The 12,061-nt window shown below is 61.6% G+C and carries 12 protein-coding genes and 2 pseudogenes; 7 read left to right on the top strand and 7 right to left on the bottom strand.

Annotation, left to right across the window (positions count from 1 at the left end; genetic code table 11):
• Nucleotides 1-815: 2,3,4,5-tetrahydropyridine-2,6-dicarboxylate N-succinyltransferase (gene dapD, locus AC1DUU_RS11045; protein WP_476783464.1), on the bottom strand; the 815-nt coding region annotated here is incomplete at its 3' end.
• 144 nt (nt 816-959) lie between these two features.
• Here dapD and AC1DUU_RS11040 point away from each other — a divergent pair.
• Complete coding sequence (locus AC1DUU_RS11040; protein WP_476783463.1) at nt 960-1,799, top strand: LOG family protein; 840 nt, start codon at nt 960-962, stop codon at nt 1,797-1,799.
• Nucleotides 1,800-1,811: 12 nt separating this feature from the next.
• Here AC1DUU_RS11040 and AC1DUU_RS11035 read toward each other — a convergent pair.
• Nucleotides 1,812-2,657: pseudogene (locus AC1DUU_RS11035) on the bottom strand (DUF817 domain-containing protein); the annotation flags it as partial.
• Nucleotides 2,654-3,364 (bottom strand): pyrimidine 5'-nucleotidase, encoded by a 711-nt coding sequence (locus tag AC1DUU_RS11030; RefSeq protein WP_476783462.1) that lies wholly within the window; start codon nt 3,362-3,364, stop codon nt 2,654-2,656. The pseudogene AC1DUU_RS11035 and the gene AC1DUU_RS11030, both read right to left, overlap by 4 nt.
• A gap of 161 nt (nt 3,365-3,525) precedes the next feature.
• Between AC1DUU_RS11030 and AC1DUU_RS11025 the strand changes: the two genes are divergently transcribed.
• The 3 genes from AC1DUU_RS11025 to AC1DUU_RS11015 all read left to right on the top strand — a co-directional run bounded on the left by AC1DUU_RS11025 (nt 3,526) and on the right by AC1DUU_RS11015 (nt 7,211).
• Nucleotides 3,526-4,287 carry a GGDEF domain-containing protein gene (locus AC1DUU_RS11025; protein ID WP_476783461.1) on the top strand — a complete coding sequence of 254 codons (762 nt, stop codon included), beginning with the start codon at nt 3,526-3,528 and terminating at the stop codon, nt 4,285-4,287.
• A gap of 385 nt (nt 4,288-4,672) precedes the next feature.
• Nucleotides 4,673-6,181, top strand: a complete 1,509-nt coding sequence (locus AC1DUU_RS11020) for an MFS transporter (protein WP_476783460.1) — start codon at nt 4,673-4,675, stop codon at nt 6,179-6,181.
• 124 nt (nt 6,182-6,305) lie between these two features.
• On the top strand, nt 6,306-7,211 hold the full coding sequence (locus AC1DUU_RS11015) for an EamA family transporter (RefSeq protein ID WP_476783459.1): 906 nt from the start codon (nt 6,306-6,308) through the stop codon (nt 7,209-7,211).
• On the opposite strand, the gene phhA is transcribed toward AC1DUU_RS11015, so the two are convergent.
• On the bottom strand, nt 7,208-8,041 hold the full coding sequence (gene phhA / locus AC1DUU_RS11010; protein WP_476783458.1) for a phenylalanine 4-monooxygenase: 834 nt from the start codon (nt 8,039-8,041) through the stop codon (nt 7,208-7,210). The genes AC1DUU_RS11015 and phhA overlap by 4 nt on opposite strands.
• A 134-nt stretch (nt 8,042-8,175) precedes the next feature.
• On the opposite strand from phhA, the gene AC1DUU_RS11005 reads away from it, so the two are divergent.
• On the top strand, nt 8,176-8,652 hold the full coding sequence (locus tag AC1DUU_RS11005; protein WP_476783457.1) for an Lrp/AsnC family transcriptional regulator: 477 nt from the start codon (nt 8,176-8,178) through the stop codon (nt 8,650-8,652).
• Between the two features lie 9 nt (nt 8,653-8,661).
• Here AC1DUU_RS11005 and AC1DUU_RS11000 read toward each other — a convergent pair whose 3' ends face one another.
• The 3 genes from AC1DUU_RS11000 to argB all read right to left on the bottom strand — a co-directional run bounded on the left by AC1DUU_RS11000 (nt 8,662) and on the right by argB (nt 11,215).
• Nucleotides 8,662-9,444, bottom strand: a complete 783-nt coding sequence (locus tag AC1DUU_RS11000) for a DUF1194 domain-containing protein (protein ID WP_476783456.1) — start codon at nt 9,442-9,444, stop codon at nt 8,662-8,664.
• 187 nt (nt 9,445-9,631) lie between these two features.
• Nucleotides 9,632-10,300, bottom strand: coding sequence for a transporter substrate-binding domain-containing protein (locus AC1DUU_RS10995; RefSeq protein WP_476783455.1), 669 nt, complete (start codon nt 10,298-10,300; stop codon nt 9,632-9,634).
• A 12-nt stretch (nt 10,301-10,312) separates the two neighbouring features.
• Nucleotides 10,313-11,215, bottom strand: coding sequence for an acetylglutamate kinase (gene argB, locus AC1DUU_RS10990; protein ID WP_476783454.1), 903 nt, complete (start codon nt 11,213-11,215; stop codon nt 10,313-10,315).
• A gap of 181 nt (nt 11,216-11,396) precedes the next feature.
• On the opposite strand from argB, the gene AC1DUU_RS10985 reads away from it, so the two are divergent.
• Together AC1DUU_RS10985 and AC1DUU_RS10980 are read left to right on the top strand one after the other, a co-directional pair.
• On the top strand, nt 11,397-11,936 hold the full coding sequence (locus AC1DUU_RS10985) for a sigma-70 family RNA polymerase sigma factor (protein WP_476783453.1): 540 nt from the start codon (nt 11,397-11,399) through the stop codon (nt 11,934-11,936).
• Nucleotides 11,933-12,061 (top strand): annotated as a pseudogene (locus AC1DUU_RS10980) (anti-sigma factor); the annotation flags it as partial. The gene AC1DUU_RS10985 and the pseudogene AC1DUU_RS10980, both read left to right, overlap by 4 nt.

Genomic DNA, 12,061 nt, shown 5'->3' with positions numbered 1-12,061 from the left:
GTCTTGGCGTCGACGCGCTTGACGATGACGGCACAGTAGAGGCTTGGGCCCTGCTCGCCATTCGGCAAAGGCTTGCCCGGCATGGAGCCAGCGACGACCACCGAATTGGCCGGCACTTCGCCGTAGAATATTTCGCCGGTGGCGCGGTCGACGATCTTGGTCGACTGGCCGATGAAAACGCCCATGCCAAGCACCGAGCCCTCGCGGACGATGCAGCCCTCGACGACTTCCGAGCGCGCGCCGATGAAGCAATTGTCCTCGATGATGGTCGGGCCGGCCTGCATGGGTTCAAGCACGCCGCCGATGCCGACGCCGCCGGACAGGTGCACGTTCTTGCCGATCTGGGCGCAGGAGCCGACCGAGGCCCAGGTGTCGACCATCGTGCCGCTATCGACATAAGCGCCGACATTGACGAAGGACGGCATCAAGACGACGCCGGGAGCGACATAGGCGGTACGGCGCACGATCGACGAAGGCACCGAGCGGAAGCCGGCCTTCTCGTAGTCCATGGCGCCCCAGCCGTCGAACTTGGACGGCACCTTGTCCCACCAGGAGGCGCCGCCCGGCGCACCGGAAATCAGCTCCATCGGGTTGAGGCGGAAGGACAGCAGGACAGCCTTCTTGAGCCACTGGTTGACCTGCCATTTGCCGTCGTCCTGGCGCTCGGCGACACGCGCCGTGCCCTTGTCGAGCAGGTCGAGCGCAGCTTCGATGGCCTCGCGGACTTCGCCGCGGGTCGACGTCGAGATGCCGTCGCGTTCCTCGAACGCCTTGTCGATGGTCTTTTCGAGGCTGGCGAGATCGGGCTTCGACATAAACATCTCCGTTACGAGCCGTTAAGCTTAAGGCTTCTAAGCTGGCATAAAATCGCGCGGACCCTATTTCAGCCTTATGAAGGGGTCAATCGCGGTGGCGCCGCGTAATGTCGCGGTCAACGGTAATTTGGGGTCGAGCTGAAAATGAATCCTATGGAAAAGGCTGGCTGGACGCCGCTGCCGCACTCCGACGAGGACCTCGAGCGCTCGAAAAGTGTGCCCGATACGCCGCAGACGCGTGCTGCGACCTACAGGCTTGCGTGGAACGACGAAGACTTTATGACCCAGCGCGACCTGCGCCCGGTCCGGTTGCAGCTCGAACTGCTCAAGACCGAGATGGTCCTGGCCGAGCGCGGCATCCGCTCGACGGTTATCCTGTTCGGCGGCGCGCGCATTCCCGAACCCGGCGGCGACGCCTGGGCCGCCAAGAACGAGACGCAGCGCAAGAACCTCGAGGCCAACAGCCGCTACTATGAGGAAGCGCGCAAGTTTGCCCGCCTGTGCTCGCAGCATTCGGCCGCTTCCTACTACCGTGAATTCGTCGTGGTCACCGGTGGCGGCCCGGGCGTGATGGAGGCTGGCAACCGTGGTGCCGACGATGTCGGCGCACCCTCGATCGGGCTCAACATCGTGTTGCCGCACGAGCAGGCGCCCAACGCCTATGTGACGCCAGAGCTGTGCTTCAACTTCCACTATTTCGCCATCCGCAAGATGCACTTCGTCATGCGCGCCAAGGCGGTTGCCGTATTCCCCGGCGGCTTCGGCACCATGGACGAGTTCTTCGAGACACTGACGCTGATCCAGACCGGGCGCATGGAGCGTGTGCCGGTGATCCTGTTTGGCAAATCATTCTGGAAGCGGGCGATCGACCTCGACTTCCTTGCCGACCAGGGCACGATCTCGCCGGGCGACCAGGACATCATCGACTTCGTCGACACCGCCGACGAGGCCTGGGACATCATCGCTAAGTTCTACAGCCTTTGAGTTACCCTTTTGGTCCATCGGCCGTGGCCGGTGGACCAAGGTCACCAGCACGAAGGATATGATCATCAGCAGATACCAGGCGCCGAGCTTGTGGATCGAAACCGGCGTCCAGCCGTCATGCTGGCCGGGATAGATCCAGGCGCGCGACCACGTGCCGATATTTTCCGCAAGCCAGATGAACAGCGCGACCAGCAGGAAGCCAAGCAGCAGCGGCATGCGGTGGCGGAAGCGGAAGACGCGGTAGTGCACCACCGTTCGCAAGTAGAGCAGTGCAGTTGCCGCAAACAGCCCGTAGCGGATGTCGACCGTGAAATGGTGGGCGAAGAAATTGACGTAGATCGCCGCGCACAGAAGCACCGTCGCCCATAGCGGCGGGTAGCTGGTGTAGCGCATGTCGAAGATGCGGCTGACGCGGGCGAGGTAGGAACCGACCGCCGCATACATGAAGCCGGAAAACAGCGRCACACCGGCGATGCGGAAGAAGTTCTCCTCGGGATAGATCCACGAACCGGCTGACGTCTTGAAGATCTCCATTACCGTACCGACAATGTGGAAGATCAGGATGACCTTGGCCTCGGAAGGTTTTTCCAGCCGCAAGGCCAGCATTGCCAGCTGGATGGCAATCGCTGCGAGGAACAGGAAGTCGTAGCGCGCGAGCCCGGCATCTTGTGGCCACCACAGCTTGGTTGCCATGATCAGCGCCAACATGGCGCCGCCGAACAGGCAGGCCCATGCCTGTTTCAGCCCGAACACCAGAAATTCGACCAGTGCCCCATAGAACCCACCGGCGGGCAGGCGGTCGAGCACGGCGTGTGCCGCGGCATCGATCCGTGCCTCGACGGAGGTGAAACGGTTCAAGCGGCGTTGGCCTCGACAAGCGTCGTGAGGAAGGTCGCGAGATCGTCGGTGACGAAGTCGACATCGTCTTCGTTCGTCGGGTCGCTTTCCCAGATCTCCGAGAAAGTCGGCTCGAAATTGCGCGGCACGATCAGCACCGTGGTCATGCCAAGCGCCTTCGGCACCGAAAGGTTGCGGGCAAGATCCTCGAACATCACGGCATTGGCACCCGTTACCTTGTGCAGGGCRGCGAAGGTTTCATAGGGCTGGCGCGCCGGCTTGGGCGTCAGGCCCGCGGCGACGATGTCGAAGATGTCATCGAAATGGTCTAGGATGCCGAGTTGGCGCGCGGTGCGCTCGGCATGGCTGCGATTGCCGTTGGTGAAGATGAATTTGCGGCCCGGCAGCTGGCGGATGGCCGCGCCCAAGACAGGATCCGGCACCAGCCAGGAATAGTCGATGTCATGCACATGCTCGAGGAAGGCATCGGGATCGATGTTGTGGCGATGCATCAGCCCGTTCAGCGTCGTGCCGTATTCCAGGTAGAGATCTTTCTGCAGCTTGCGCGCGTCTTCGCGTGACAGCGTCAAGAGTTCCGCGACAAAGCCCGTCATCTTCAGATCGATCTGCGAGAACAGATTCGAATGGTGCGGATAGAGCGTGTTATCGAGGTCGAAGACCCAGTCGGTGACGTGGTCGAAACGGGCGGGATCGGGAATATCGGTCATGACCCCCTTATGGCACGGTTCGAGAATTTTGGAAGCCGCCGCATAAGGCCACACCTGCACTCGACGATGGCCAAATTCGGCAGAGTGGGTCAAATTTTAACTACCGGTGAAAGATGACCTTCAGATGATGCTGGCATTCCAACTGCCGGCAGGGAGTTGAAATGAAAAGTGTCTTTCTCAAATCCGGTTTCGTCACACTTTTGTCCATAGTGATCACGATGGCACTTGTGTTGGCGATCATTCCGCTCCTGGGCGGCACGATCGACGCCGCCGCCTACCTATTGCCGGTGCTATGTCCTGTCTTGATTGCCTTCCCTTTTTCTTTTCACACCTTCTGGCAGCGTGAAAAGTTGAAGCTGGCTTATTCCGATCTGACGCGTGCCCACGCCCAGCTTGCCGCCGCCCATCGCCGCCTTTCGGAAAAGGCCAGCCGCGACGAGATGACTGGCATGCTCAACCGCGAGAATTTCTTTGCCGCGCTCGACGGCTCCAGGCGCAAGAACGATCGCGGCGCGCTGCTGATCATCGACGCCGACCACTTCAAGCAGATCAACGACAGCTTCGGCCACCTGACCGGCGACCAGGCGTTGCTGCAGATCGCTGCGGCGATCACGCGTGGCGTGCGCAGCGGCGACATTCTCGGCCGCATCGGCGGCGAGGAATTCGGCGCTTACCTGGTCGGTGCCTCCGAGGAAGAGGCCAAGCTTGTCGCCGAACGTATCCGCAGCGAAGTGGAGCGGCTGCGCTTCCAGCCCAATGACGAGCCCGCGGTACCCCTGACGGTCAGCATCGGCGGCACCAACTGCGCGTCCGAAGCCAATGTTTCGGAGCTGATGCGCGCAGCCGACAAGCGCCTCTACGAGGCCAAGCGCCGTGGCCGCAACCGCGCCATCTTCGACACGGGCATTTCCGAAGCGGCGTAACAGCGCTCGAATCTGTAACATCGCTGGCTATTGGACGGTGGCATTTGCCGCCGTCTTTTTTGCCATGCGATGCCGGTACTGCCGGTCACGGCGCAATTCCTCCACGAAAATCGCTGTTCACTTCGATCGTGGCTACGCCAAATATGTGCTCGGGGTTAGAAAGCTGAACGATTCGCTCTAGATCGAATGCATTGCCTTGGCTGTCGCCGGATGACCGGTGAGCCATTTTGCTGGACCTGTCGAAATCAGACGGTGCGGAACGACATTTGTCTGCATGCATTGATGCGATCTCAAAGGCAGACGGCTGCATCGATCGTTTGGCCGGCCTTTCGGACGCGCTGGGGCGGCGATCCAGGATCGGCTTCCGAAGTCAAAGGAACTGGAAATGACTTTTTCCCATAGCTCGCCAATGACGCCGGAAGACGCGTATCCAAGGCGTTGGATTGCGATGGCGATCCTGCTTCTGGCCGGGTTCATGAACCTGATCGACGTGACCATCGTCAACGTTGCGCTGCCGCGCCTGCAGTCCGGACTTGGTGCGACGAGCAGCCAGATCGAATGGGTTGTAGCTGCCTATGTGCTGGCCTTCGCGCTTGGCTTGCTGCCGTTTGGCAGGCTCGGTGACGTGCTCGGCCGCAAGCGCCTGTTTCTGATCGGTGTTGCGAGTTTCACCGTATTTTCGGCGCTGTGCGGGCTGGCACCGACCATGACGACATTGATCGTCGCGCGCGTGCTGCAGGGACTGGCTGGCGCCATGATGATGCCGCAGGTCCTGGCGATCACCCAGGTGATCTTTCCGCCGCAGGAGCGCGGTTTCGCCTTCTCGCTGTTTGGTTTGTCGGCGGGGCTCGCTTCCGTCGCTGGCCCCCTTGTCGGTGGCATGCTGATCAGTGCGGACCTGTTTGGCCTCGACTGGCGGCCGATCTTCCTGGTCAACATCCCGGTCGGGATCCTGGCTGTGATTGCCGGCCGGGCCCTCATTCCCGATATGCCTGGCCGGCCTGAGCTTACGCAGGACCCGGTCGGTATCCTGATCGCCAGTGCGGCCGTCTTCCTTTTGGTGTTTCCACTTATCGAGGGGCATGCCTATGGCTGGCCGCTGTGGACGTTTGCGATGATCGGTCTTTCCGTCGTGGCAATGGTCAGTTTCTTCCTGCATCAAAAGGCAAGGGAGAAACGTGCGYAGAGYCAGTTGCTGCCGGTAGCCCTGATGACCAACGGCAATTTCCTGCTCGGGTCTGCGATGGTCATGACGTTCTTTTCGGGTGTTGCGGGCTTCTTCCTGATCCTGGCCGTATTCCTGCAGACCGGTTTCGGGCTGACGCCATTGCAATCCGGCTTGACGACTGTGCCGTTTCCCCTCGGCGTACTGATCGCCTCGCTCATTTCGGGGCGACTGGGCAGCCGCTGGCCCCAAAGGCGGATTGTCGCCGGCGCACTGGTCATGGGCATCGGCATGGCGTCGCTGCGTTTCGTCGTCGTTGGCATCGGCGATGCCGTCAACCATTGGCACTTTGTCTTGCCGTTGCTGATTTGCGGGTTCGGCATGGGCATAGCCATTTCCGCGCTGTTTCAGACCGTCCTGTCGACTGTGCCGCCGCGCGATGCGGGTTCGGGGTCGGGGGCTGTCCAATCCTTCCAGCAGATCGGCGCCGCCCTTGGCATTGCCATCACCGGGCAGATCTTCTTTTCGACCCTGGACGGGCGCCTGCGGGCAGGCGAGCTTTCGCACGCCGCTTTTGTCGCCGGTATGGAGCGTGCACTCATCTACGAAATCATGGCATTCGCGATGGTCGCAGCGCTGGTGTTTTTCCTGAAGCCGGCAGCACCGCATGGCAGTCGGGGCCAAAATGTCGACGAGCGGAAGGCCGTGCCGCTTCCTGCCGAAACGTGACGAAATAGTAACCTTCGGAACCAATGCATCGCTTCTGCCGAAATTCGATTCCGGTTTTCAAAGCGATGCTGTAGACGCTGAGACGCGGCCGCTCCGATCGCCTCTCAGCTGACATTTGACCACCATGACATTGTGGATACCCATCACCATCGCCGCCGCCTTCCTGCAGAATCTGCGGTCGGTGGTGCAAAAGCACCTGAAAGGCGTGATGGGCACCACCGGTGCCACCTTCGTCCGCTTCGGCTTTGGCTTTCCGTTTGCATTGTTGTTTGTCGGCGTGCTGCATTTTGTCGTCGGCTATCCGCTGCCGTCGCTGAATGCGACCTTCTTTGCCTGGGCGGTGGTTGGCGGCCTTGGCCAGATTGCCGCGACCTTCCTGTTGATCCACCTGTTTTCGTTCCGAAACTTCGCCGTGGGTACCGCCTATTCGCGCACGGAACCGGCACAGGCGGCGCTGTTTGGGCTGCTGTTCCTTGGCGAACGGGCGACCGCAGGCGCGGTCGCTGCCATCGCCATCAGCGTTTTCGGGGTGATGCTGATATCGGTCGCGCACACGGCTTTCACCGCGCGCACGCTGGTGACGTCAGTGCTCAGCCGCAACGCGCTGATCGGGCTCGCCTCGGGAACGTTCTTCGGCATCTCGGCGGTTGCCTACCGTGCCGCGTCGCTTTCGCTTGGCGGTCCGAACTTCATGATGCAGGCGGCGGTCACGCTTGCCGTGGTCATCGTCTTCCAGACCGTGCTCATGCTGGTCTGGATCTTGTGGAAGGAACGCGACGAGCTGCCGCGCATCGCCAAGGCGTGGCGCCCGGCGCTGTTCACCGGCCTGGTCGGCGCCTCGGCCTCGTTCGGCTGGTTCATGGCAATGACGCTGCAGCAGGCGGCGATCGTCAAATCGCTGGCCCAGATCGAGATGCTGTTCACCTTCGCGTCGAGCGTCTTCTTCTTCCGCGAGCGCATCAACCGGCTCGAGATCGCCGGTTGCGCGCTGATCGTCGGCGGTATCCTGGTGCTGCTCGCCGTTGGTTAGACGGTCGCCGGATCGCGTGGCGGCTCGCCCTTCCAGCGCTTGATGATGCCGGCCAGATCGGTGTTCTGGAACGCGTCTTTCAGCACGTCGAACGACGGCAGCACGAAATAGGCGCGCTGGAACTTGTCGATCTCATAGGTGGTGCGCATCACCGTCTCGATGTCGAACGGCACCTGATGAGCATCAGCGCTCTCGACGGCGAACTGCAACTCGGTGAATGACGACATCAGACCGGCGCCAAACGCCTTCAGCGGCTGGCCGGGCTCCTGCATCAGGCCGTATTCGGCGGTGTACCAGTAGAGCCGGGTGATCATCTCGTCGCCGCCAAGGGCGATGAGATCGGTCGCCTTTTCGCCGTACATCTGCATGAAGTCGCCGAAGACCGGCTGGCTCAGCACCGGCACATGGCCGAAGAAATCGTGGAACATGTCAGGCTCGACGATGTAGTCGAGCTCTTCGCGCGTACGCAGCCAGTTGGTGACCGGGAAGCGGCGGTTGGCCAGATGGTCGAAGAATGGCTGCGCCGGGATCAGTCCTGGCACGGCAACGATCTCCCAGCCGCTGAGCTTGCGCAGTTTCTCACTGACCTCGTGGAAGTCAGGGATCCTGTCGACGAGCCCAAGCGCGGACATGCCGTCGAGATAGGATTTATGCGCCAGCCGCTGGGTCAGTTTGGTCTGGCGGTCGCATAGGGTGCGCCACACCTCCTGCTCGGCGGCGCTGTAGTCGTATTTTTGTTCGACGGTGAAATCCGGACGGCAGACCGTGTAGTCGCCGCGCAGCCCTTGGGCCGCACATTCCCGTGCATAATCCTGAATACTGATGCCCATGGTCTGATCCTCCCCAGAAACAGGCTTGCGATGCCGAAGCATAGCTTCGCTGCAGGAGCGGAATTCACTTCTTTGCGCTCGTGCTGGCCAGTTTTGAGGTATGTTCACCAGAAATGGTGGCTTGGAGGGTGGAAATGCCTCAGTTTGACGAATTCGAGATCAAGATGCTGGATATCCTCCAGCGCGACGGACGCAAGCCGGTTTCCGAGATCGCGCAGGAGATCGGCCTGTCCAACACGCCCTGCGCCAGGCGTTTCGAAGCACTTCAGGAAGCAGGCGTCATCAAGGGGTTTTCGGCGCGTATCGGCCGTCGGGCGGTGGGCCTGATGGTCGAGGTCTTCGTCCAGGTCAGGCTGGTCAGCCACAGCGATGATTCGCCGGAAAAATTCATCGCGGCTGTGCAGCGCATGGACGAGGTCTCGGCCTGCTGGACGATGACCGGCGACTACGACTTCCTGCTCCACGTCATGGTGCCCGGCGTCGACGACCTCAATGCCTTTGTCATGCACCGGCTGATGCGGCTGTCGGGCGTGCGTGACGTGCACACCCAACTGGTGCTGCAGAACATCAAGGGCCCAGGCCACGTGCCGCTCGGACATTTGAGGGTCTAAAGCGTGGAATTAGGGGTCTGGATAGACGAGCCGATAATGCTCGCCAACGAGACAGTCGACTGGCTTTGTTGCATCGATTTTCACGATGCCGGATGTGTCGGCCGCGCCGCTGACCTCGAGGATTAACTTGTGCCGGATAGCTGTCGCGAATTCGGAAGCAACGTGGATGGGCAGGACGAACGAGCCGGGCCCGCCGGTTACGCATTCGGCGTAGTAACGGTCGATTCCTACAAGGGTTCCAGTCGGCCGAACGAGGATTGGTAGGCCGTTGATGATGATGCCGGTCGAAACCGCTTTGTCGCGGGCGATCTCGACTGGCGCACCGGTGTTGTTGGGTCCATCTCCGGAAATGTCGATGACCTTCTTTTCGCCACTCAACGCATTGTGTTCCARCAGGCCGGCACCGAAGACCACGGCATTTGAGATTGAGGTGCCGCCAGACCCGCCGATCGGGCTGGCTGCGAGCTTGTTGGCGAAGTCGTTTGCGCTGTCGCGGCCGTCGATGATTTGCCAGGGAATGACTGTGTCTTGCAGGACGGTTCCCGCCCATTCGAAATAGGTTACGGCAATGCGCCCTTTCAAGCCCGAAGCCACGGCATTGATAAAGTCGGGATGGCGTAGCGCCTCGACGCAGCCTGCGCGCTGAAGCGCGAACTCCCCGTCGTCCATCGAACTTGAGACATCGACGGCGAGCACCAGCTCGACATCGACCGATTCCGCACCCACGCCGACGACCGGTGTGGCGGGCAGCTCGCAACTCGTGCACAGGATCACTGCCAGCGCTGCCAGCATCGCTTGTCGCGACGATCGCCCTCCGAGCGGACACGCAATCAGTGTGCGGCAAAGCAGGACAAATGAAAGCCGAAGCGCTTCACAGTTTCGTGAACAAAGGCGGCAACGGGCTGCAAGGGGCGAGGGCGTAGAGCTGCCGGCGTTCGGGACGATGAGAGGCGGGTCTTGGAACCCAGCAGAGGTCCGTTCAGGCCAAGCCAAACTGGGCGAGGAGGGCCGCATGCTCTGGCGTGCCGATAAAGCTGGCCAACTCGGCGTTGACTTGCTCTCTCGTTTCTCGTTGGCGACACCCAAACACCCCGGCGGCAGGTTCCCTCTCTGCGGCTGGAACGCCAACACATAGCAGGCCGCTTCCAGGATGCCGTGCGATGTGTGCCCGATGCGCGAGTTCGACACTTGCATAGGCGTCGACTGTGCCGTCTGTGACCGCCTGCGCGGCATCGCGGTAGTCCTGAAAGGCAACGATGTCGTGCGCCCGAACGCCGAGGCCCAGAGCGGTCTGTTCCTGGATTTGGCCGGTAAGCACGGCAAGCTTGCTATTTCCGTCGGCGAGGCTGCGGTATCCGGCAATCTGATCGCGGCTGCTTTCGCGGACCAGAAGTCCGTCGTGAAGCGCCCAGATCGGTATCGTGAAGGATGCTCGCCTGGCGCGCTCCTCCGTCACGAACATGCCTGTAGTCATGTCCCAGCGACCGTCGTCGAGCCCTGGCAGCAGTTCCCCGAAGCTGGTCTCGACCGGTTCGAAGGGGACGCCCATCTTGGAGGCGATCTGCCGGGCCAACTCGACGTCGTAGCCAGTCAGATTGCCACCCTCCAGATAGTTGAAGGGTGGCTCGGCGATCCAGCCGAACTTCATCGCGGCCTCCCCTTACGGAACGATCAGCGTTCCGGCACCATGCTCGGTAAACAGTTCGAGCAGCACTGAATGCGGCGTCTTGCCGTTGAGAATGACCACGCCTTCGACGCCGCGCTCAATCGCTTCGATGCAGGTCTCGACCTTGGGGATCATGCCGCCCGATATGGTGCCGTCCTTGATCAGCGCCTTGGCCTCGGCAACGGTCAGCTCGTCGATCAGCTTCTTGTCCTTGTCGAGCACGCCGGGCACGTCGGTGAGGAACAGCAGCCGCGAGGCGCCGAGTGCGCCGGCAATCGCACCGGCAAAAGTGTCGGCGTTGATGTTGTAGGTGTGGCCGTCGCGCCCTGGCGCGACAGGCGCCAGCACCGGGATCATTTCCGAGCGCGCCAGCAGGTCGAGCAGCGTGCGGTCGACCTCGACCGGTTCGCCGACAAAGCCGAGATCGATCACCTTTTCGATATTGCTGTCGGGGTCGACCATGGTCTTCTTGGCCTTTTCGGCGAAGACCATGTTGCCGTCCTTCCCGCACAGGCCGATCGCCCATTCGCCTTCTGCGTTGATGAGGGCGACGATCTCCTTGTTGATCGAACCGGCTAGCACCATCTCGACGATCTCGACCGTCTTCTGGTCGGTGACGCGCAGGCCACCTTCGAATTTAGATTCGATGCCCATCCTGGCCAGCATGGCTCCGATCTGCGGCCCGCCGCCATGCACGACGATGGGGTTGACGCCCGACTGCTTGAGAAGGGCGATGTCGCGGGCAAAGGCGCGGCCGAGCGCGATGTCGCCCATGGCGTGGCCGCCATATTTCACCACCACCGTCTTGTTTTCGTAGCGCTGCATGTAGGGCAAGGCCGCGGAGAGCAGGGCGGCCTGCATTTCGGCGGTGGCGGCGACGTTCGTCGTCATCGGCATGGTCCCGGATAGCTGGAAAAGGTCGGCGCGGTCTTACCCGGAAACCGGGCAGGGGGCAAATGGTTCGATGGTCCTGGCGGGGCTGCGGCGCCGTGACTCATGCGCGGCTGAACCAGTTGCAGGCAGCGGCGCGATTTAAACAGCAGTTGCAATTCGCCTTTCGCCACGTAACTTGGCGGCCATGACGCCGCAGGACATCACCAAACTGATCGTGCGGACCTCGTTGAAGGACCGCTCGGCCTTCGATCTGCTCTACCGGCAGACCAGCTCGAAACTTTTCGGCGTCTGCCTGCGTGTATTGAATGACAGGGCGGATGCCGAGGAGGCGCTGCAAGAGGTCTTCGTCAAGATCTGGACGAAGGCGGATAGGTTTGCGGCCTCCGATCTCAGCCCCATTTCGTGGCTTGTGGCAATCGCGCGCAATCATGCGATCGACCGTATCCGGGCACGGCGTCAGGCACCCCTCGCCATCGACGAGGCGCTTGAGATTGCCGATCCCGCGCCAGGGCCCGAGGCGGCGGYTGTGGCCGGCGACGAGGCCGGGCGCATCAATCTTTGCCTCGAGGAACTGGAGAAGGATCGGGCGGCGGCGGTCCGCGGTGCCTATCTCAAAGGCGAAAGTTATGCCGAACTTGCGGAACGCCACGCCGTGCCGCTCAATACCATGCGCACATGGCTGCGCCGCAGCCTGTTGAAGCTGAGGGAATGTCTGGAAAGATGACACTGGCGGAAGACAACGGACAGGAACCTGGAGGCGACGACATCCTCGCCGCCGAGTACGTTCTTGGCGTCCTGTCTGCCGATGAGCGTCGCCAGGCCAGCGCCCGTATCGACGCAGAGCCTGCC

The organism is Aminobacter sp. P4_H6_2 (genome assembly GCF_056400805.1).
This window is presented reverse-complemented; position numbering and strand designations above follow the sequence as displayed.

What these genes read in the sequence shown, in the direction of transcription:
- AC1DUU_RS11040 (WP_476783463.1), top strand. Translation starts at nt 960, where the DNA reads ATGAATCCTATGGAAAAGGCTGGCTGGACGCCGCTGCCGCACTCCGAC.
- AC1DUU_RS11025 (WP_476783461.1), top strand. Translation starts at nt 3,526, where the DNA reads ATGAAAAGTGTCTTTCTCAAATCCGGTTTCGTCACACTTTTGTCCATA.
- AC1DUU_RS11015 (WP_476783459.1), top strand. Translation starts at nt 6,306, where the DNA reads ATGACATTGTGGATACCCATCACCATCGCCGCCGCCTTCCTGCAGAAT.
- phhA (WP_476783458.1), bottom strand. Translation starts at nt 8,041, where the DNA reads ATGGGCATCAGTATTCAGGATTATGCACGGGAATGTGCGGCCCAAGGG.
- AC1DUU_RS11005 (WP_476783457.1), top strand. Translation starts at nt 8,176, where the DNA reads ATGCCTCAGTTTGACGAATTCGAGATCAAGATGCTGGATATCCTCCAG.
- AC1DUU_RS10995 (WP_476783455.1), bottom strand. Translation starts at nt 10,300, where the DNA reads ATGAAGTTCGGCTGGATCGCCGAGCCACCCTTCAACTATCTGGAGGGT.
- argB (WP_476783454.1), bottom strand. Translation starts at nt 11,215, where the DNA reads ATGCCGATGACGACGAACGTCGCCGCCACCGCCGAAATGCAGGCCGCC.